Annotated in this window: 18 protein-coding genes; 11 read left to right on the forward strand and 7 right to left on the reverse strand. The window is 75.5% G+C overall.

Features of this window, described 5'->3' with window-relative positions:
- From AKI01S_RS52165 to AKI01S_RS51380, 6 genes are all read left to right on the forward strand, one after another.
- Positions 1–1,000: hypothetical protein (locus AKI01S_RS52165; RefSeq protein WP_218010036.1), on the forward strand; the 1,000-nt coding region annotated here is incomplete at its 5' end.
- Positions 1,000–2,688 (forward strand): protein kinase family protein, encoded by a 1,689-nt coding sequence (locus AKI01S_RS42760; protein ID WP_067831655.1) that lies wholly within the window; start codon positions 1,000–1,002, stop codon positions 2,686–2,688. The genes AKI01S_RS52165 and AKI01S_RS42760, both read left to right, overlap by 1 nt.
- Complete coding sequence (locus AKI01S_RS42765) at positions 2,685–3,143, forward strand: hypothetical protein (protein WP_067831656.1); 459 nt, start codon at positions 2,685–2,687, stop codon at positions 3,141–3,143. Before AKI01S_RS42760 ends, AKI01S_RS42765 begins: the two co-directional genes overlap by 4 nt.
- Complete coding sequence (locus AKI01S_RS42770) at positions 3,127–3,681, forward strand: hypothetical protein (protein WP_157420555.1); 555 nt, start codon at positions 3,127–3,129, stop codon at positions 3,679–3,681. Before AKI01S_RS42765 ends, AKI01S_RS42770 begins: the two co-directional genes overlap by 17 nt.
- 2 nt (positions 3,682–3,683) lie before the next feature.
- Positions 3,684–6,293: an Hsp70 family protein gene (locus AKI01S_RS51375; protein WP_067831658.1), complete on the forward strand. Its 2,610-nt coding sequence runs from the start codon at positions 3,684–3,686 to the stop codon at positions 6,291–6,293.
- Positions 6,290–6,775 (forward strand): hypothetical protein, encoded by a 486-nt coding sequence (locus AKI01S_RS51380; protein ID WP_157420556.1) that lies wholly within the window; start codon positions 6,290–6,292, stop codon positions 6,773–6,775. Before AKI01S_RS51375 ends, AKI01S_RS51380 begins: the two co-directional genes overlap by 4 nt.
- On the opposite strand, the gene AKI01S_RS42780 is transcribed toward AKI01S_RS51380, so the two are convergent.
- A complete protein-coding gene (locus AKI01S_RS42780; protein ID WP_067831659.1) occupies positions 6,660–7,958 on the reverse strand; it encodes a Clp protease N-terminal domain-containing protein in 1,299 nt (432 codons plus the stop codon). The genes AKI01S_RS51380 and AKI01S_RS42780 overlap by 116 nt on opposite strands.
- Before the next feature lie 184 nt (positions 7,959–8,142).
- Here AKI01S_RS42780 and AKI01S_RS42785 point away from each other — a divergent pair, with 184 nt between their 5' ends.
- Complete coding sequence (locus AKI01S_RS42785) at positions 8,143–10,176, forward strand: amino acid permease (protein ID WP_067831661.1); 2,034 nt, start codon at positions 8,143–8,145, stop codon at positions 10,174–10,176.
- Positions 10,177–10,262: 86 nt separating this feature from the next.
- Here the strand turns inward: AKI01S_RS42785 and AKI01S_RS42790 are convergent, their stop codons facing one another.
- From AKI01S_RS42790 to AKI01S_RS42805, 4 genes are read right to left on the reverse strand one after another with little or no spacing between them, the layout of a single operon-like run.
- Positions 10,263–11,228: an ABC transporter substrate-binding protein gene (locus AKI01S_RS42790; RefSeq protein ID WP_245682018.1), complete on the reverse strand. Its 966-nt coding sequence runs from the start codon at positions 11,226–11,228 to the stop codon at positions 10,263–10,265.
- A 27-nt stretch (positions 11,229–11,255) separates the two neighbouring features.
- Complete coding sequence (locus AKI01S_RS42795) at positions 11,256–12,095, reverse strand: ABC transporter ATP-binding protein (protein WP_084000803.1); 840 nt, start codon at positions 12,093–12,095, stop codon at positions 11,256–11,258.
- Positions 12,092–13,126 (reverse strand): FecCD family ABC transporter permease, encoded by a 1,035-nt coding sequence (locus AKI01S_RS42800; protein ID WP_218010037.1) that lies wholly within the window; start codon positions 13,124–13,126, stop codon positions 12,092–12,094. The genes AKI01S_RS42795 and AKI01S_RS42800 overlap by 4 nt, the downstream gene beginning before the upstream one ends.
- The gene (locus AKI01S_RS42805) at positions 13,123–14,157 is read right to left on the reverse strand and encodes a FecCD family ABC transporter permease (RefSeq protein ID WP_067831663.1); all 1,035 of its coding nucleotides are present in this window, start codon (positions 14,155–14,157) and stop codon (positions 13,123–13,125) included. Before AKI01S_RS42805 ends, AKI01S_RS42800 begins: the two co-directional genes overlap by 4 nt.
- 168 nt (positions 14,158–14,325) lie before the next feature.
- On the opposite strand from AKI01S_RS42805, the gene AKI01S_RS42810 reads away from it, so the two are divergent.
- The 4 genes from AKI01S_RS42810 to AKI01S_RS42825 are packed head-to-tail and all read left to right on the forward strand — an operon-like array spanning position 14,326 to position 18,445.
- Positions 14,326–15,153: an NUDIX hydrolase gene (locus AKI01S_RS42810; RefSeq protein ID WP_067831664.1), complete on the forward strand. Its 828-nt coding sequence runs from the start codon at positions 14,326–14,328 to the stop codon at positions 15,151–15,153.
- The gene (locus tag AKI01S_RS42815) at positions 15,150–16,187 is read left to right on the forward strand and encodes a serine/threonine-protein kinase (RefSeq protein ID WP_067831666.1); all 1,038 of its coding nucleotides are present in this window, start codon (positions 15,150–15,152) and stop codon (positions 16,185–16,187) included. Before AKI01S_RS42810 ends, AKI01S_RS42815 begins: the two co-directional genes overlap by 4 nt.
- 36 nt (positions 16,188–16,223) lie before the next feature.
- The gene (locus AKI01S_RS42820; RefSeq protein ID WP_067831667.1) at positions 16,224–17,192 is read left to right on the forward strand and encodes a hypothetical protein; all 969 of its coding nucleotides are present in this window, start codon (positions 16,224–16,226) and stop codon (positions 17,190–17,192) included.
- 8 nt (positions 17,193–17,200) lie between these two features.
- Positions 17,201–18,445 (forward strand): adenylosuccinate synthetase, encoded by a 1,245-nt coding sequence (locus tag AKI01S_RS42825; protein WP_245682019.1) that lies wholly within the window; start codon positions 17,201–17,203, stop codon positions 18,443–18,445.
- Here AKI01S_RS42825 and AKI01S_RS42830 read toward each other — a convergent pair.
- Positions 18,442–19,227: an SAM-dependent methyltransferase gene (locus AKI01S_RS42830; RefSeq protein WP_067831669.1), complete on the reverse strand. Its 786-nt coding sequence runs from the start codon at positions 19,225–19,227 to the stop codon at positions 18,442–18,444. The genes AKI01S_RS42825 and AKI01S_RS42830 overlap by 4 nt on opposite strands.
- Before the next feature lie 88 nt (positions 19,228–19,315).
- On the reverse strand, positions 19,316–19,736 hold a 421-nt coding region (locus tag AKI01S_RS42835; RefSeq protein ID WP_174567470.1), incomplete at its 5' end, for a nitronate monooxygenase.

Below are 19,736 nucleotides of genomic sequence, written 5' to 3' on the forward strand. Positions count from 1 at the left end.
CGCCGCGCTCGCCGGTGCCTGCCTGCGCGCCGCCGAGCACGAGCGGGGCCCGTTCGCCGACCTGCTCGCCGGGCTCGCCGCCGCCCACGACCACCCCGAGATCCACCGCCTGAACGGCCTCGTCCGCGGCGCGGGGTTCCCCGGCGCGCTGACCGCCGCGCGCCGGGCCCTCACCGCCGGCGACCGGGGCGCGGCCCTCACCGCGCTCCGCGACGCCCCCGCCGCCGGGCCCGTCGAGCAGCCGATCCGCGACCTGCTGGCCGCCGCGCTCGCCGGGGAGCCCGATGACGCCGAACCCCCCGAGGGCCTTCCCGCGCCGCTGACCGCGCTGCTCGCCACGGCGCAGGCGGCGGCGCTGGCCGGGACCGACCCGCAGCGGTGCCGGACGCTGCTGCTGCGCGCCCTGCCCCACTACGACGTCACCCGGCTCGTCGACCTCGGCCGCGCGCTGCCCGCCCTGTGCGCGGCGCCCGGCCAGGGCGGCGGCGCGCGCCCCCGCGAACTGTCGGCGCTGGTCCGGCGGGCCGCCGCCGACGACGGGTTCGACCCGCTCACGCTGGCCCGCTGCGCCACCGCCGTCGGCGACCACCAGACCGCCGACAAGGCGTGGCGGGCGGCGCTGCGCGGCACCGACGACCCGGCCGTCCGCGAGGAGTACGGCGGCTACCTGTGCCACCGCGCGGTCGTCGCCCACCGCGACGGCGGCGCCCTGGAGGCGGCGCGGCTGCTGCGCGGGGCCGCCAGGATCCTCGACGGCCAGGAACCGAGCCAGTTCCTGCCCGACGAGGACGAGGTCGCCGAGATCCGCCGCGTGTACGAGGAGCGGCTCGCCGCCTCCTCCGCCGCGCGGCGGAGGATCCTGACCGCCGAGTGGAACCGCGCCGACCTGCGTTACCGGCAGGCCGCCGCGAGCGGGCAGGTCGCCAAGGCCCTGGTCCACTTCGAGGAGATGCGGTCGCTGGCCACCACGGGTTCGCTGCGCGCACGGTGGGAGGACTGATGGCCAAGGCGCCCTCCGGGCGGCTCATCGAGGAACTGGCGCACGGGCTGGAACTCCACATGTGCGTGGAACGGCTGCTGGAGCACCTGTTCCCCCGCCACCCCGCCGACGAGCCCGAACGCGCCGGACGCCACCGCCCGCTGGAGGCCGTCGTCGAGGCCGAGCCCGCGCTGCGCGAAGCGCTGCTCGACCACGACCGCCCCGCGATCACCCGCCGGTGGCGGCGCTGCCTGGCCGCACGCGCCGCCGACGTCCCCCTCCTGCACGACCTGGCCGTGCTGTACCGCGAACGCGCCCTGGCCGAGATCGCCCGGAGCGGCGAGGTCGGCGAGGACCTGGCCGTCGCCACCGGCCTGTGGGCGCTGCTGCCCGTCCCCGCCGAGCACGCCGCCGCCCGCGACCAGATCACCGGCGAGCTCGTCGGGCTGCACGCCGCGCAGGGCGCGCACGCCCTCGCGGCGGGCCGTTCCGACGCGGCCCGGCTGCACCTGCGCTGCCTGGAGGCCTGCCGTTCCGGCCCGGCCGCCCTCGCCGCGCTGCTGAACGACCTCGGCGTCCCGGCCGCCGTCACCGCCGACACGACCGGCCCGCGACGCCAGGCGTCCGCCGCGCTCGACCGCTGGTGCGCCGACCTGGTCGACAGGGCGCGGTCCCGGCTCACCGACCCCGAGGCCATCGCCCGGCTCCCCGAAGGGATCCCCGAGGACTACGAGAACGCCATCGCCACGCTGGCCCCGCTCGCGCGCCTCGACGTCCCGGAGCCCGGCCTGCTGTCCACCGGGCTGGGCTGGCACAACGACTGGTGCTACTGCCTGTACTCCCGCAAGGACGCGGACGGGCTGCGGCGGGTGCTGGAGTCGGCCCGCGAGTTCGCCGACCGGCTCGCCCCGCACTGCGTCCCCGACCGGGGCCACCTGCCGGAGAACCGCGCGCTGTCGATCCACCACCTGTTCCGCGGCGTCGTCGCCGACGGCGACCCCGACTGCATCGCCGCCTACGAGGAGGCGCTGCGCTGGAACCGCGACAACGACAACGCCGCCGAGCTGCTGGTGCAGAGCCGCCTGCGGCACGGCGACGCCCTGGCCGGGCAGGGCCGGTTCGCCGCCGCGCTCGCCGAGGGCGAGGCGGCGCGCCGGATCGCGCCCGCCGACCCGAACGTGACGGCGTTCATCCGCGACATGACCGGCTACGCCGCCGAGGAGGGCACCTTCGGCGTGCTGCGCGACGCCCGCCGCAACCTGGAGTCCCAGCACTACGACCGGGTGCTGCGCGACCTGGAGGCGATCCCGCCCGCGTCGCGGTTCCACGCGACCGCGCGGAAGCTGCGCCTGGAGGCGCACCTCGGCCGCGGCATGGCGTACGCCAACACGGTGATCGGGGCCTCCGACCGCGGGTCGGTGCGCGGAATGTCCCTGGAACCGGCCGTGACCGACCTGCGCCAGGCCCTCGCCCTGGCCGACTCCGCCGACGACCGCGCGTTCGTCGCCCGGTCGCTGTCGGGCGTGCTGAACGCCTGGGCCGTCAACCAGGTCGAGGCGGCCATGGCCCCCGGCAGCGCCCCCGGGCGGCTCCCCATCGCCGCCTACGAGGCGGTGGCCCTGCTGCACGAGGCGATCGACCTCGATCCCGGCAACTCGGCGGCGCGCGGCAACCTCGACGACATCAAACGAGTGGCGGGCATCACGTGAAGAACGAGGCCAGACCCAACCCCTTCCACGTTCTCGGGCTCTCCCCGGACGCCGACCGCGACACGGTCGTGGCGCGCGGCCGGGAGCTGTCCGACCTCGCCGACACCGAGGAACGGCGCGCCCTGTGCGGCTGGGCCGTCCGCGAGCTGCTCGGCTCCCCCGAGACCCGGCGCGTCCACGAGCTGCTGGAGGTGCCCGGCGCGGCCTACCGCGACGAGGAGTGGGAGGACTTCGCGCGCCGCCACCGCCGCCGCCCCGCCAACACCAAGGCGCTCAAGCGGGCCGCCGAGGAGCTGCGCACCGCCGACTTCGACCTGGCCGCGATCCTCGGCCTGGTGCTGGACGGCCTGCTGGAGCCCCCGCCGGTGGACCTGGCCGAGGGGGTCCGCGCCGCCCCCGTCCCCCCGGGTCCCGGCGACCCGCCGCTGGAGGTGACCGATGTCCTCTTCGGATGAGCGCCCCTCCGTGGCGGAGCCGTACGGGTGGGAGGCGTTCGCCGAGCGTTCCGTGCCCGGGGACGGCGACTTCGAGTCGCCCGTCAAGGAGCTGCGGGCCGTGCTGCGGCGCTACCGGGACGATCTGGGCGCCGAGCGCGGGCGGGCCCGGGACGCCGCCAGCGACGCGCTCGTGGTGGCCGTCGAGCAGGGTGTGCTGGTCGCGCAGTTCGCCGCCGCGCTGGAACGCCGTGCCGACGCGCTGCGCGAGGCCGGGCTCGGCCTGGTCCACAAGGAGCTGCGGGTCCTGAAGGACCAGATGCTGGAGGCGCTGCGCGGCGGCGGCGTGACCGTGCAGGACCCGGTCGGGCTGCCGCTGGCGGAGGTCGCCGACCGGGTCGAGGTGATCGGCTGGCGGCACGCGCCCGAGTACCCCGCCCCGGTCGTCGCCGAGACCCACGAGGTCGTCGTGCTGCACCGCGGCACGGTCGTGCGGCCCGGCCAGGTCACCATGGGCGCCCCGCCCCCGAACGAACCCCCCGACGAGGAGCAGCGATAGCGATGACGCAGACCGTGAGCAAGGCGGTCGGGATCGACCTCGGCACCACCAACAGCGCGGTCGCCGTGATGGACCCCACCGACACCGAGATCGTCATTCACCGGGACCGGGTGTCCAAGTCGCCGACCACCCCCAGCTGCGTGTGGCGCGACCCGGTCGGCGGCGATCTGGTCGTCGGGCGCAAGGCGGTCCTGCGGGTCGGCAACCCGCCCGAGCCGGTGCGGTCGGTCAAGCGGCTGATGGGCGGCACCGCGACCGTGGACCTGTCGGGGCGGCCGATGCGGCCCGAGGAGGTGTCGGCGGCGATCCTCGCCGAGATGAAACGGCAGATCGAGGAGGACGTCGCCGGGCTGGCCACCGCCGACACGACCTGGGTGGTGGACCGCGCGATGGTCACCGTGCCCGCCTACTTCGACCAGCCGCAGATCGACGCGACCCGCCGCGCCGCCGAGCTGGCCGGGCTGGAGGTCCTGGACCTGCTGCACGAGCCGACCGCCGCGGCCTGCTACTTCTGCTGGCAGACCAAGACCCGCGACGGCACGTTCCTGGTGTACGACCTGGGCGGCGGCACGTTCGACGTCAGCGTGGTGCGGGCCAGCGCCGGGGTGTACGAGGTGCTGGGCATCAGCGGCAACAACCGCCTGGGCGGCGACGACATCGACACCGCCCTGGCCCGCCGCCTCCAGGAGATGCTGGCGCACGAGGGCTACGCCCTGGACCTGGACCCGGCGGGCGACCCGGAGGACCGGCTGCGGTTCAGCCAGCTCAAGCTGCTGGCCGAGGGCGTCAAGAAGGGCCTGTCGCAGTCCAGCGAGTACATGCTGCGCGACGCCGGGCGGCTGCGCGACAAGCTCGGCAACCCCGTGATCATCGAGGCGATGTTCGAGCGGACCGACCTGGACGAGGTGGCCCGCCCGCTGATCGACCGCACCATCCCCTACTGCCACGAGGCGCTGGACCGCGCCCGCGCCAAGGCCGGGGTGTCGCTCGCCGACATCGACCAGGTCATCCTGGCGGGCGGCTCCACGCACATGCCGCTGGTCCGCGAGACCGTCGCCGAGCGGCTGTGCGCGGGGGCGCGCTGCGACGAGCCGCTGTACGACAAGGTCGACACGATCGTGGCGCTGGGCGCGGCGATCCGCGCGGCCGTGGTCGGCGGCGTGCAGGTCTACGACGGCGACCGGCGCGTACGGGTGTCGTTCCGGGGCGCGTCGGCGACCGGCGCGACCCGCACCCACATCGGCGGGACGGTGGAGTCCCTGGGCGGCGCGGACCTGGCGGGCGGGCGGGTGCTGCTCAACACCCCCGACGGCGACCAGGACGAGGCCGACATCAAGGCGTCGGGCGCGTTCGCGTTCACCCGCGTGCCGCTGGAGCCGGGGGCGGAGTCGCACTTCTCGTTCGAGATCCTGGACGCCGACGACGAGCACGTGGCGACCGTCGGGCGTCCCATCCGGCACAGCGACGACGCCGAACGGCGGCTGCCCGGCCCCGCCAACACCGCCATCTCCACCAAGGCCGTGCTGCTGGAGGTCGAACGCGGCGGCCGGGCCTACCGGCGCGAGCTGGTGCCCGCGATGCAGGAGCTGCCGACGGTCGCCGAGTTCACCTTCCAGCATCCCGGCGACACCGAGCTGGTGCTGTTCCCGCTGTACCAGCAGAGCAAGCAGATCCAGGTGATCAAGGTGCCGGTGCCGGGCGCCACCCCGCGCGGCACCCCGGTGCGGTTCAGCCTGAGCATGGACCGGCACTCGTTCATCACGGTGCGCGGCGCGATCGGCGAGACCGGGTTCGAGGCGGCGGTGGAGCTGCCGCCGGAGCGGCCGGTGCCGACCGACGCCGAGATCGCCGAGCTGGACCGCGGGCTGGAGGAGGCGGCGGCGTTCCTGCCGCCCGGTGACCGCGCCACCTTCGACATCAAGCGGCGGATGGCCCGCAAGGCGCTGGCGGAGGCGCTGTCGATCGGGGACCGCGACCAGGCGGTGCACGAGTTCGAGCAGCTGGAGGAGCTGCTGGGGCAGGCCGGGACGCCCGCCGAGGCGCTGGAGCCGCCCCGGGGCGAGTTCGACCAGATGGTCGCCGACTGCGTGGAGCTCAACACCTGGCTGGACCGCAACTCCGCCCAGCTCGACCGGCCCTACGACGCGCGGGAGATGGCGCGGGCGATCGAGGCGCAGCGTGCCCAGGGCGAGGCCGCCCACCGCGCCTCCGACCAGCGGGCCTGGGGCGAGGTGATCCGGCAGTTGCAGAGCTACCTGGACCACATGGCCACGGTCTACCGGCGGGCGCAGCCCCAGTCCGAGGGCGGCGACGTGCAGCGCGCGGCCGCGTCGGTCGGGATCGGGCTGCGGGAGGTCGCCGAGGTCAAGCGGCTGGCGTCCGGCGCGGGGCGGAGCGACCTGTACGCCGAGGCCGCGCAGATCGAGGGCCGCTTCCACGACCTGGGCACGCGGATCGAGCAGGACCCGCGCGGCGTGGCGGACTCGGCGGCCGGGCTGCACCACCGGCTGGCGCAGCTGAAGAACCTGCTCACCGGCCGTTCCACCGGCCCGGCGGGCGGCGGCAAGCGGGTCGAGGACACCCCCGGGGCCGACGAGTGGCGGGGCCGGTGACCGACCCGGCGGGCGGGCCGGTGGGCGGGGACGCCCCGGTGCGGTGCCCGCTGCCCCGCTGCGGCGCCGGCAACCCGCCCGACGCCGAGGACTGCGCCGGGTGCGGGACGCCGGTGCGCGGTCACGTCCGGGTGACCGCGCACGCGGCGCGGCTGTTCAACGAGGGGCTGGCGGCGGCGCGGGAGGGCCGGGACGCGGCGGCCCGCGACCGGTTCGCCGCCGTGGTGGCGTGGTTCCCCGCCGACGTGGAGGCGCGCAACGCGCTGGCGCTGGCGGCGCTGCGGCTCGGCGACCGGCGGGAGGCGCGCCGCCAGTGGGAGGCGGTCCGGGAGCGCCGGCCCGGCGACGCGCTCGCCGGGCGCGGCCTCAGCCTCCTCGACGGCTCCCCGGATCGGGAGGCCGGCGATCGGGGTTCCGCCGGTCCGGGTCCCGACGGTCCCGGTCCCGCCGAGCGGGATCCCGCCGGTCGAGATCCCGGATGAGGGCCCGCACGTCCACGCCGAGCTGGCTGAGCAGCGCGTGGGCGGCGGACTCCTCGTCGGAGAGCAGGGCGCGCAGCACCCCCTCCTCGTCGGCGGCGCGGCGGACCGCGCCCAGGGTGCGTTCGGACAGCTCGCCGGGGTGCGGGTCGAGGCCGGAGGTCAGCGCCTCCAGCGCCGCCTCGCCCGGTCCGCCCTGCGCGGCGAGCGCGGCGCGCAGCGCGGGCCCGTCGGTGAGGGCGAAGCCGAGCAGCAGGTCGTAGCTGGCGACGACCCGGTGGCCCTGCGCCCGCGCCAGCAGGTGCGCCACGCGCAGGGCCGCGCGGACGCCGTCGTCGAGCCGGTCGAGCGACGGCTCCTCCTCGGCCGACAGCAGCCGCCAGGGCGTCACGCCGCAGTCGGCCACGGCGCGGGCGGCGGTCCCGCCGTCGATCCGCGCGAACGCCTCGGCGACGTCCTGCAGCCCGATGTCGATCCGGCCCCGCTCGGCGGCCCGGCGCTCGGCGGCCGACATCACCCGCAGCACGGTGTCGGACATGATCGGGTCGCCGGTCCCGTGCGCGGAGGCGCGGTCGGCGGTCCGCCGCAGCCGGTCGGCGATCCTCTCCAGGCGGTCCGCGCCGACCCGGCCGGCCAGCGCCGGCCGCAGCCCGTCGGCGGTGACCAGGCTCAGCAGCAGGTGCGAGGAGGTCACCAGCCTCCGCCCCGCCGCCAGGTCGAACGCCCGGTCCAGCATCTCCCGCACGGCCGCGTCGGGCACCGGGAGCTGGTCGCCGAGCAGCCGCCCGTCGGGGAACCGCTCCAGGTCGCGGGTCAGCGGCAGGAACCCCGTCCCGTCATGGAGGAGCTCCCAGGGCACGACGGTCTCGTTGGTGCGCACCAGCACCGGTTCCGGGGAGGTCCGCAGCCGGGCCAGCAGGTCGGGCTCGCGGCCGGGCGGGTAGGGGAACAGGGCGCGGTACAGCGCGTGGGCGTGCTCGGTCAGCCGTTCCTCGGGGGTCTCGTCGCGCCGCGCGGCGGCGAGCCGTTCGCTGAGGCTCCCGACGCGGGGCTGGGAGACCTCCACCGAGCAGTCGTGCTCCAGCCGGCCGGAACGGTGCAGCCGGTAGAAGTACAGCGCCGAGCCGTCGTCGCGCTCGGTGACGCGCACGTCCAGCAGGGTGACGGGGGTGGGGGGCCGTTCCATGCGCTCACTGTGCCATCGCGACCGCACGGGCTCCAGCGATCACAACAACCCGGAAGCAAAATGCCAGAAAACATTGCGATTTTACCCTTTCATGGGGAACGCTTAAGAACTTCAAGAGCCACTTCTCGCGAACAGCGGCGCGGGTTCAGGCCTGGGGGAACTCCTATGACCTGGGGACATCCGCATGCGTAACACCATGCTGCGGCGCCTGCCGGTGGAGCAGGCGACCGGACAGCTCTACGGCGGCCGCCATCGGCTGCGCGTCGTCTACCGCACCCGCGACCTCATCGTGCTGGGTCTCGGCGTCATGATCGGTGCGGGCGTGTTCAAGGTGGCCGGTCAGCAGGCCGCCAGCAACGCCGGGCCCGCCGTCATCGTCTCGCTGCTGGTGGCCGGGGCCGTGTGCCTGCTGGCCGCCCTCGCCTACGCCGAGATGTCGTCGATCGTCCCGGTGGCGGGCAGCGCCTACTCCTTCAGCTACGTCGCCTTCGGCGAGGTCTGGGCCTGGGTGGTCGGCTGGGCGCTCATCCTGGAGCTGCTGCTGGCCGCCTCGGTCGTCGCCCGCGCCTGGTCGCTGTACGCGGCGCAGGTGCTCGCCGACTTCTCGGTGCCGGTGCCGGACTGGCTGGCCGGGATCATCGGGCAGCCCAAGGGCTTCGACCTGTTCGCCCTCGGCATCCTGGTGCTGCTGATCGTCATGCTGGCGACCGGCGGCCGGATGAGCCTGCGCACCCTCTGGTTCATGGTGCTGGCCAAGCTGATCGTGGTCGGGCTGGCCGTGGCGACCGGGCTGAAGTTCTTCAACGCCGACAACCTCACCCCGTTCGTGCCGCCGTCGCGGCCCGCGGGCACCGACGACCCGACGATGCTGGACGCGCTGTTCGGGTTCCTCGGCGACGGGTCGCCGCAGGCGTTCGGCATCTGGGGCGTGTTCGCCGCCACCCCGGCGATCGTGTTCGCCTACATCGGCTTCGACCTGATCTCCACCGCCTCGGAGGAGACCGACGACGCGCCACGCAAGGTCCCGCGCGGGATGCTGCTCAGCATGCTCGTGTCGATCGTGCTGTACGTCGCCGTCGCGGTCGCGCTGGTGGGCATGGTCCGCTACGACCAGCTCGACCCGGCCAAGCCGCCGCTGACCGCGGCGTTCGACGTCGTCGGCGCGCAGTCGATGAACAAGGTCGTCGACGTCGGCATCGTCATCGCGCTGACCACCGTGATCCTGGTGGTGCTGATCAGCCTGACCCGCGTGGTGTTCTCGATGGCCCGCGACGGGCTGCTGCCGCGCGGCGTCGCCGGGATGAGCCGCTACCGCGTCCCCTCGCGCGCCACCCTGGTCGCGGGCGGCGCGGCGGTCGTGATGTCGCAGACCGTGGACGTGCTCACCCTCGAACAGCTCGTGGTGATCGGGACGCTGTTCGCGTTCGGGTTCGTGTCGGCGGCGATGATCGCGATGCGCCGCAGCCGTCCCGACCTGCACCGGCCGTTCCGCGTTCCGGCCGCGACGCTGACCGGGACCCTGGCGATCGTGGCGACCGTGTGGCTGATGCTGAACCTGAAGGTCGAGACCTGGGTCTACTTCCTGGTCTGGATGGCGATCGGGCTGGCGCTGTACTTCGCCTACGGCCACCGCCGCAGCCACCTGCGGATGCTGCTGGACCAGCCGCCGGGCGCGCCGCTGCCCTACGAGGCCCCGCCGCCCGGCAGCGGCGCCTACGAGCAGGCCGTGCGGTCGTCGGGCGGGCGGCGCCGGGCGGGGAACCCCTTCGCCGAGCCGTACGCGGACCCGCACCTGTCCCCGGGCCCGTACGGTTCCCCCCAACCGTACGGCGCGCCGGTGGAACCGGCCCCGCGCCAGGTGACCGGCGGCTACCGGCTGGACCCCGAGCCCCCGGTTCCCCGGGAGCCGGGGCCCTCCCCGGGCGGTCCGTACTCCAGCGGTGTACGGTCCGCCCCCGAGTCTCCGTATCCGCACGACCCGTACCGGGTGCTGCCGCCGCGGGACCCGTTCCAGCCCCGGGAGCCCCACCAGGAGCGGGACCCGTACCAGGAGCAGAGGCCGTACCGGCAGCAGGGCCCCTACCAGGGACAGGACCCGTACCGGGGGCAGGGCCCGCACGCGCGGCCCGACCCGTACCGGGAGCAGGGCCGCAGGCACCCCGACGAGGCGCGGTGGAACGACGAGCCGCCCCACCCGGAGGGCCGCCACCGGCGCTGATCCGGTCCCGCCGGCCCGAACGGCGAAGGCGCCGCGCCCGGAGTCCGGGGCGGCGCCTTCGCCGTTCGGGCGGCGTGCGCGGCGGGCTACTTCTTCGCCAGCGGCGTCAGGTACCTGTCCAGGTCGTCGAGGATCTTCCCGGCGGCGGTGACGCCGATGCCGGTCATCCAGATCTCGTCGTCCACGACCTGGGCGTGCTTGTCCCTGACGGCCGTCAGCTTCTGCCAGAGCGGGCCGCCGGTGACCTTGGCCTGCTCCTGGGCGGCCTTCTCCCCGTAGGCGGCGACGAACACGAAGTCGCCGTCGGCCTGGTCGACGCGCTCGGGGCTGAGCGGCGCGAACCGCTTGTCGGCCTTGTCCTTCAGCAGCTGGCCCTCGGGACGGCCGAGACCGGTGTCCTTCAGGACGATCCCGGCGAACGAGTCGGGCCCGTACTGGCGGATCTCGTCGGGCATGAACCGGATCAGGCTGATCTTCATCGCGGCGGGGTCGCCGAGCCTGGTCCCGAGCTGCCGGGCCCGCTCCTCGTAGGCCTTGAGCTTCGCCTCGCCCTCGGCCTTTCTGCCCAGGGCCTCGGCGTCCAGCAGGAAGTTCTGCTTCCAGGTGACGCCGATCCTCTCGGTGAACACCGTGGGCGCGACCTTGGACAGCTCGTTGTAGAACTTCTCCTGGCGGAACCTCGACCCCAGGATCAGGTCGGGCTTGAGGGCGGCGATCGCCTCGACGTCCGGCTCCTGGAGGGTGCCGACGCTCTTGGCCTTGGCGAACCCTGCGCCCAGGTACCCGGGCATCCCGGCGGCCTGGTCGGGCAGGGCCGCGCCGACCGGGGTCATGCCCAGGGTGAGCATGGTGTCGAGCTTGTCGGTGTCCAGGACCACGACGCGCTTGGGGGTCTCGGGCACCCTGGCCTCGCCCATGGCGTGCCGGACGGTGCGCTTGGGGCCCTGGTCGGCGGGGTCGCCACCGCCGCCGCAGGCGGTCAGGGCCAGGCCCGCCGCGGTGACGGCGGCGATCCCGGTGGTGATCCGCCGGCCGATCCGGTGCAGCTTCACTGTGTGTTCCTTCGTTGTTCTCGGAGGTCAGGCCGGCGGGTCCGGCACGATCATCGGGGCGCCCGTGACCGGGCAGGGCACGACCACGCCGCCCAGGCCGAACACCTCGGCCAGCAGGTCGGCGCTCATGACGTCGGCGGGCGTCCCCCGCGCGACGGCGCGGCCGTCCTTCATGACGACGAGGTGGTCGGCGTAGCGGCACGCCTGGTTGAGGTCGTGCAGCACGGCCACGACGGTCCGGCCGGAGTCCCGGTTGAGCCGTCGCAGCAGGTCCAGGACCTCGATCTGGTGGGCCAGGTCGAGGTAGGTGGTGGGTTCGTCGAGCAACAGCGCGTCGGTGTCCTGGGCGAGGGTCATCGCGATCCAGACGCGCTGCCGCTGGCCGCCCGACAGCGCGTCCACGGGGCGGTCGCGCAGGTCGGACAGGCCGGTGCGGGCGAGGGCGCGTTCGACGGCGGCGGTGTCGGCGGCGCTCCACTGGCGGAACCAGCGCTGGTGCGGCTGGCGGCCCCGGGCGACCAGGTCGGCGACCGTCACGCCCTCGGGGGTGACCGGGCTCTGCGGCAGCACGCCGAGGCGGCGGGCCAGCTCGCGGGTGGGCTGGGCGTGGACGTCGGCGCCGTCGATCAGCGCGGCCCCGCCGCGCGGTCGCAGCAGCCGGGCCAGGGTGCGCAGCAGGGTGGACTTGCCGCACGCGTTCGGCCCGATGATCACGGTGAACGCGCCGCCGGGCAGCTCCAGGTCCAGGCCGTCGATCACGGTCCGGTCGCCGTACCCGACGCGCAGCCGCTCGGCGCCGAGCCGGACGGCGGGGCGGGCGGTCCCCTCGGGGGCCGGGGAGGTCGGGGACGGCGGGTCGGTGGTCATGGGGTCTTCCTCCGGACGAGCAGCCACAGCAGGTAGGGGCCGCCGAGCGCGGCGGTGAGCACGCCGACCGGGAGCTGGACGGGCGCGAACGCGGTCCGCGCGACCAGGTCGGCGACGACGGTGAGCAGCGCGCCCGCCAGCGCGGCGGCGGCCAGCGGGGGCCGCTCGGCGCGCAGCAGGCGGCGGGCGAGCTGCGGGGCGGCCAGCGCGACGAAGTCGACCGCTCCGGCCTGGGAGGTGGCCAGCGCCGCCAGCACCACGCCGGCCAGGGCCAGCAGGGCGCGGCGGCCGGTGACCCGCACGCCGAGGCCGCGCGCGACGTCGTCGTCGAGGGCGGAGGTGTCCATGGCGCGGCCCGCCCAGACCAGCACGGGCGCCAGCGCGGCGGCCGCGGCCAGCAGGGTGAGGGTCTCGCGGTGGCCGAGCCCGGCCAGGCTCCCGGCCAGCCAGATCCGGGCGCGCTGGCCCTCGATGGGTTCGGCGGAGACGATGAAGACCTCGGTGAGGGCCTTCAGGGCGAGGGCGACGGCGATGCCGCCGAGGACGAAACGGTGCGCGGTCAGGCCGTGCCGCCCCGACAGCGCCAGCACGGCCAGGGCCGCGCCGAGGCCCCCGGCCAGGGCGGTGGGGCCGATCCAGGCGGCGCCGAGCCCGGCGGTCATGGCGGCGGTGGCGGCCAGCGCCGCGCCCGCGCTGACGCCGACCACGTCGGGGCTGGCCAGGGGGTTGCGGCTGACGGCCTGGAGGAGCGCGCCCGCCAGCCCGAACGTCGCCCCGACCGCCAGCGCGAGGATGACGCGCGGCAGCCGCAGGTCCCGCACGACGACGCCGAACGGGCCGTCCCCGGCCAGGGCGCCCACCACGTCGGCGGGCGGGATGAAGGTGCTGCCGATCCCCAGCGACAGCAGCGCGGCGGCGGCGGTCAGCAGGGCCAGCAGGGAGCCGGCGGCCAGGGCGCGGCGGCGCACGACGAACGCCACCGGCCCGGCGCCGACGACCAGGTGCCCGGAGGCCGGGTGGGCGGCCCTCACGCGGTCACCGTCCGGGCGCGGCGGACCAGCAGGATCAGGAACGGCGCGCCGAGCAGCGCGGTGACGACCCCGGCGCGGACCTCGGCGGGCGGGGTGATCAGGCGGCCGAGCACGTCGGCGGCCAGCAGCAGCGCGGGGCCGAGCAGCAGCGACACGACCAGCACCCGGCGGTGGTCGGTCCCGGTCAGGGCGCGGGCCAGGTGCGGCACCGCCAGCCCGACGAACCCGATCGGCCCGGCGGCGGCGACGGCCGCGCCGGTGAGCAGCACGGCGGCGACCGCGGCCAGCAGGCGAGTGCGCCCGACGTCACGGCCCAGGCCGCGCGCCATGTCGTCGCCGAGCGCCAGGGCGTCCAGGCCGCGCGCGACGCCGAAGGCGACCGCCAGCCCGGCGGCGACGAACGGCAGCACCCACAGCGCGACCTCGGGCGGCCGCCCGGCCAGCGAGCCGACCGCCCAGAACCGGTACTGGTCGAAGGTCTGGGCGTTGACGGTGAGCACCCCGACGACGACGCCGGTGAGGGAGGCGTCCAGGGCCGTTCCGGCGAGCGCGAGGGTGACCGGGGACGCGCCGTCGCGGGTGCGGGCCGACAGGGCGTAGACCAGCGCGCCCGCCAGCGCCGCGCCGACGACGCCGAACCACACGTAGGCGGGCAGGGTGGTCAGCCCGAACAGGGTGATCGCGGCGACGACGCCCAGCGACGCGCCGGAGGTGACGCCCATGATGCGCGGGTCGGCCAGGGGGTTGCGGGTGAGGGCCTGCATGAGCACGCCCGCGACGGCCAGGCCCGCGCCGACGGCGAGGCCGGTGACGGTGCGCGGCACCCGCATCGACCGCACGATCTCCACGTCGCCGCTCGCGCCGGGGGCGACCGCGCCGGGGTCCAGCAGGGCCGCCAGCACCCGGTCGGGGGCGATGCCGCGGCTGCCGACCGCCAGGCTCGCCAGCACGGCCAGGGCCAGCGCGCCCGCCGACCCGGCCGGCACGGCGACCCGCCGGACCCGGCCGCCCGTCCGCCGTTTCTGTGTCATGTCCTCGCCGTACGGTCTCGTGGGGGAAGTTAGGCGTACCTAACCTCGGCGGAGACTAGGGGATCCATCAGGGCTTTCACAAATCACCCGGAAACCCGCTGGACGCCGGGACCGGCACGGGCTATGTTCTTCTCAGATAGAGATTGACTCAGACTGAGAAGGACGGCGATGACCGGCGACCGGCGCGACGAGCGGGAGTTCCTGGCCGACTACGACCCGCGCGACTACGACCCCGTGTCCGTCACGGTCGACGTGGTGGCGCTGACCATCCGCGACGAGGTCCTGCACGTGCTGCTGGTGCGGCGCGCGCACCCGCCGTTCGCCGGGATGTGGGCGCTGCCGGGCGGGTTCGTGCGCGGCGTCCGCGACGCCGAGGACCTGCCGGAGGCCGCCGTCCGCGAGCTGGCCGAGGAGACCGGGCTGAGCGCCGGCCCGACCGGCGGAAACGGCCCCCTGGACCGCGTCCACCTGGAGCAGCTCGCCACCTACGGCGCGCCGGGCCGCGACCCCCGGATGCGGGTGATCTCGGTGGCGTACCTGGCGTTCGCGCCGGAGCTGCCGGACCCGGAGGCGGGCGGCGACGCGGCCGAGGCGGCCTGGGTCCCGGTCGGGTCCCTCGGGCTGACCGGGACCGGCGAGCAGCGGCCGGGGACGACGCGCCGGCTGGCGTTCGACCATTCCCGGATCCTGGCCGACGGGCTGGAGCGGGCCCGGGCGAAGCTGGAGTACACGCCGCTGGCCACGGCGTTCTGCGCGCCCGAGTTCACGATCCCCGAGCTGCGCGCCGTCTACGAGGCGGTGTGGGGCGAGGAGCTGCACGCGGGCAACTTCCACCGCAAGGTCCTGTCGGTCCCCGGGTTCGTGGAGAGCACCGGGACCACCGCCGAACGCACCGGGCGGCGCGGCGGGCCGCGCCCCCGGCTCTACCGGGCGGGCGACGCGCGGCTGCTGCACCCGGCGCTGCTGCGGCCGAGCCGGGAGGAGGAGGTCCGGTGACCCCCGGCGACCCGGCGGCCCTGGAGGAGGCGCTGGCCCGGCTCGACCGGGCCCGCACCCCGGCCGACCTGTTCGGGACCGACGCGGCCGAGGCCGCGCGGGCCTACCGGCGGCTGGCGCGGCTGGTGCACCCCGACGCCACGGGCGGGCGCACGAACGACGCGTTCGCGCGGCTGACGGCGCTGTGGCGGTCCTACAACCGCACCGACCCCGTCACGATCACCACCCGGCGCGGCCCCTACTGGCTGGACGACCGGCGCGTCACGGGCGACCTGGCCGACCTGTTCCGGGCGCGCGACGCCCGGGACGACACCGTGATGATCAAGATTCCGCGCGATCCGCACGACGGCGACCTGCTGGAACGCGAGGCCGTCGCGCTGCGGCAACTCCCTCGGGACGGCGACGGGAGGTACCTGGCGTACGTCCCGCGCCTGCTGGAGTCGTTCCGGCACCGCGACCCCGCCACCGGGGCGCGGCGGCACGCCAACGTGATCGGCGCGTTGGAGGGTTTCCACAGCCTCGCCGAGGTGAAGGCCGCCTACCCGGACGGCCTGGACCCGCGCGACGCGGCGTGGATGTGGCGGCGGCTGCTGGTCGGCCTGGGCTTCGCGCACCGCGCGGGCGTCCTGCACGGCGCGGTGCTGCCCGAGCACGTCCTGATCCATCCCGGGAAGCACGGCCTGGTGCTGGTGGACTGGTGCTACTCGGTGCCCGGCTGCTACGCGCACGCCGACCCCAGCGGCCGGGTGCCCGCGCTGGTGGACCGGTACGCCGACCACTACCCGCCCGAGGTCCCGGCGCGGGAACCGGCGTCCCCCGCCACCGACGTGTTCATGGCCACCCGCTGCATGACCGACCTGATGGGCGACGGGGCCCCGAAGGCGCTGCGCTCGTTCGCGCGCGGCTGCCTGCTGCCGTCCCAGCGGCGGCGGCCCGGCGACGCCTGGCGGCTGCTGGGCGAGCTCGACGAGGTCCTCGAACGGCTCTACGGCCCGCGCCGGTTCCGCCCGTTCCACCTGCCCCCGACCCCCTGAGACCCGAACTTCCGACCCTCCCGAGAGGAGACCCCCATGGGAAGCGGACACTGGTCCACCGACGTCTACACCGCCCGGGCGAGCTACCGCCGCGCCACCGGCGCCAGCGCGTTCGCCTACAGCGACTCCGGCGCCACCGCCGTCCACCCCGACCTCGACCCGCGCGGCGTGAAGGTCCGCGAGAGCCGCGACTCCGACGACCATCCCCGGTCGCTGGCCGTCGCGGTGCTGTTCGACGTGACCGGCTCGATGGGCACCGTCCCGCGCGTGCTCCAGACCAAGCTGCCCGACCTGCTGGGCCTGCTGCTGCGCAAGGGCTACGTCGAGCACCCGCACATCATGTTCGGCGCGATCGGCGACGCCACCTGCGACCGCGCGCCGCTCCAGGTCGGGCAGTTCGAGGCCGACAACCGGATGGACGACGACCTCGGGAAGCTGTACCTGGAGGGCGGGGGCGGCGGCCAGATGACCGAGTCCTACGAGCTCGGCATGTACTTCATGGCCCGGCACACCGCGATCGACTGCCACGAGCGGCGGGGGCGGCGCGGCTACCTGTTCATGATCGGTGACGAGCTGGCCTACCCGAAGGTCAAGCGCGCCGAGGTCGCCCGCGTCCTCGGCGAGGAGATCCCCGAGGACGTCCCGGTCGCCGAGATCGTGCGGGAGCTGCGGGAGCGCTTCGAGGTGTACTTCATCATCCCCGAGGGCGGTTACCACTCCGGCGACCGGCGGCTGAAGGAGTTCTGGCAGGGGCTGCTCGGCCAGAACGTGCTGTACCTGGACGACCTGGACGCGGTCTGCGAGACGATCGCGCTCACGATCGGCCTGGCGGAGGAGGCCATCGACCTGGCCGAGGGCCTGGCGCACCTGGACGAGGCCGGCTCCACGGCGGGGGCGTCGGTGTCGCGGGCGCTGGCCCGGCTGGACGCCTCCCGCGCCCCGGCGGCGACGGCCGACGCCCCGCTGGACCTGACCGCCGGCCCGGCGCGCTCGACGAGGCTCTGAGGGGGGCGGTGACCGCCGTGGGCAACGTGGTCGTGGTCGATCTCGGGTTCGGCGACGCGGGCAAGGGGACCGTCGTGGACTGGCTCTGCGCGCGGGGGCCGGAGCCGGTGCACGCGGTGGTGCGGTTCAACGGCGGCGCGCAGGCGGCGCACAACGTCGTGCTGCCCGACGGGCGGCACCACACGTTCGCGCAGTTCGGGTCGGGGACGTTCACGCCGGGGGTGCGCACGCACCTGTCGCGGTTCGTGCTGGTGGACCCGCTGGCGCTGGCCGCCGAGGCCGACCACCTGCGGTCGCTCGGCGTCGCCGACGCGCTGGACCGGCTGACGGTGGACCGCGACGCGCTGCTCACCACGCCCTACCACCGGGCCGCGAACCGGGCGCGCGAGACCGCCCGGGGCGCGGCCCGGCACGGGTCGTGCGGGATGGGCGTCGGGGAGACCGCCGCCTACGCGCTGTCGCACGCCGACGCGCCGCGCGCGGGCGACTGCCTGTCCCCCGCCCGCCTGCGCCGGCGCCTGGCGGCCGTGCGGGACTGGTACCTGGCCGAGTTCCCCGGCGGCGAGCCGGTGCCCGACGTGGCGGACTGCGCGGACGCGTTCGCGGCGTTCGGCGGACGGGTCCGCGTCGTCGGCGGCGAGCACCTGCGGACGCTGCTGCGCTCCGGGAACGTGGTGTTCGAGGGCGCGCAGGGCGTGCTGCTGGACGAGTGGCACGGGTTCCACCCGTACACGACCTGGTCGACCACCACGTTCGCCAACGCCGAGACCCTGCTGTCGGAGGCGGGCGCCGAGGCGGCGCGCCTGGGCGTGGTGCGGACGTACGCGACGCGGCACGGTCCGGGCCCGTTCGTCACCGAGGACCCGGCGCTGACGGCCGACCTGCCGGACCCGCACAACGGGACCGGCCCCTGGCAGGGCGTGTTCCGCGTCGGCCACCTGGACGCGGTCGCGCTGCGGTACGCGCTGGAGGTGACCGGCGGCGTGGACGCGCTGGCCGTCACGCACCTGGACGTGGCCGAGGCCCGCGACGACCTGCGGGTGTGCCGCGCCTACGACGTCGGCGGCGAGCACGTGACCCGCCTGGCCCCCGGCGACCTGGACCACCAGGCGGCGCTGGCCGGGCGCCTGCTCACCGCGCGCCCGGTGTACGAGCCGTTCACGTGCGTGGAGGACGTCGTGGACGCGCCGGTCGCGCTGCGCTCGTTCGGGCCGACCCACGCCGACAAGCGACCCGCCCGCCTGCTCACTTAGTCCTTGCGGCCGACTCCGCACAGGAACCAGGTGGGCAGGTCCACGCGGGCGGCCCCGACGGGACGCCAGTCGGGGAGCGGGACGACGCCCGGCTCCACCATCGTGAACCCGTCGAAGAACCGGGTGATGGCGTCGCGGTCCCGCAACGTCATCGTGCTGCTGGCCTTCCGGTACACGTCCGCGCCCGCGCGGGCCGAGGCGGACAGCTCGGCGTCGGTGATGTGCGACAGCACCAGATGGCTGCCGGGGGCGAGGGCGTCGCGCAGCTCCCGCACCGCCGCCCACGGGTCCTCCTCGTCGGGGACGCAGTGCAGCACCGCCAGCAGCAGCAGCCCGACCGGCCGGGACAGGTTCAGCCCGGCCTCCGCCAGCAGGTCGGCGGGCCGCCGCACGTCACCCGCCACGTACCCCGCGTCCCCGGCTCCGTCGAGCAGCGCCCGGCCGTGCGAGAGCACGACCGGATCGTTGTCGACGTAGACGACGCGCCCGCCGGGGACCGCGTCCCGCACCACCTCGTGCACGTTGCGCCGGGTGGGCAGGCCCGCGCCGATGTCGAGGAACTGGTCGACGCCCCGCTCCCCCAGGTACCGCACGGCGCGTTCCAGGAACGCCCGGTTCTGCCGCGCGAGCGCCGGGGTGTGCGGGGCGGCCTCCAGCACCCGTTCCGCCGCCTCGCGGTCGACCGCGAAGTTGTCCTTGCCGCCCAGGTAGTAGTCGTACATGCGGGCGACGTTGGGCCTGGTGACGTCGATGGCGCCGGGGGCCGGGCTCTGTTCCGTCATCGGTCCTCCGGGGACGGCGATGTGGACTTTTCCCGGCACCCTAGATCATCAGGTTGACTTCCCACCAGCCTTCACCGAAACGGGTCTGTCAACCCGGCGCCGCCGACCGCAGGAGCTCCTCCGCCTGCCGCGCGATCCGGGTGACGATCCGGTCGGCGGGTTCGATGCCGGTGATGAGGGCGGCGGACTCGCCGGCGTACATGGCCATCGCCGTGACGTCGCCCGAGGCCGTGGCGGCGGGCGCCGGGACCCCGAACCTCGGCACCTCCACGGTGTCGGGCCCGATGGCCATCCGCGCGACGACGGCGTCCTCGGGCGCCGCGGCGGCGCGTTCGTAGCAGCGGCGCAGCACGCGGGAGCGCGTCACCTCGTCGGGCCAGCCGGTCTTGAAGGCGTCGGTCAGGACCGTCTCGCTCTCGGCCACGATCGCGTCCTTGTAGCTCTGGTGCGCGCCGGACTCCGGGGTCGCGACGAAGCGCGTGCCGAGGCGGGCCCCGGCGGCGCCGGCC

It is taken from the genome of Actinomadura kijaniata NBRC 14229 (assembly GCF_001552175.1).
GTDB classification, from domain to species: Bacteria; Actinomycetota; Actinomycetes; order Streptosporangiales; family Streptosporangiaceae; genus Spirillospora; species Spirillospora kijaniata.

Coding starts and splice junctions, on each gene's coding strand:
- AKI01S_RS42770 (WP_157420555.1), top strand. CDS start 3,127: ATGTCCTCTTCGGATGAGCGCCCCTCCGTGGCGGAGCCGTACGGGTGG.
- AKI01S_RS42820 (WP_067831667.1), top strand. CDS start 16,224: ATGGGAAGCGGACACTGGTCCACCGACGTCTACACCGCCCGGGCGAGC.
- AKI01S_RS42805 (WP_067831663.1), bottom strand. CDS start 14,157: ATGACACAGAAACGGCGGACGGGCGGCCGGGTCCGGCGGGTCGCCGTG.
- AKI01S_RS42760 (WP_067831655.1), top strand. CDS start 1,000: ATGGCCAAGGCGCCCTCCGGGCGGCTCATCGAGGAACTGGCGCACGGG.
- AKI01S_RS42810 (WP_067831664.1), top strand. CDS start 14,326: ATGACCGGCGACCGGCGCGACGAGCGGGAGTTCCTGGCCGACTACGAC.
- AKI01S_RS42780 (WP_067831659.1), bottom strand. CDS start 7,958: ATGGAACGGCCCCCCACCCCCGTCACCCTGCTGGACGTGCGCGTCACC.
- AKI01S_RS42795 (WP_084000803.1), bottom strand. CDS start 12,095: ATGACCACCGACCCGCCGTCCCCGACCTCCCCGGCCCCCGAGGGGACC.
- AKI01S_RS42785 (WP_067831661.1), top strand. CDS start 8,143: ATGCGTAACACCATGCTGCGGCGCCTGCCGGTGGAGCAGGCGACCGGA.
- AKI01S_RS42830 (WP_067831669.1), bottom strand. CDS start 19,227: ATGACGGAACAGAGCCCGGCCCCCGGCGCCATCGACGTCACCAGGCCC.
- AKI01S_RS51375 (WP_067831658.1), top strand. CDS start 3,684: ATGACGCAGACCGTGAGCAAGGCGGTCGGGATCGACCTCGGCACCACC.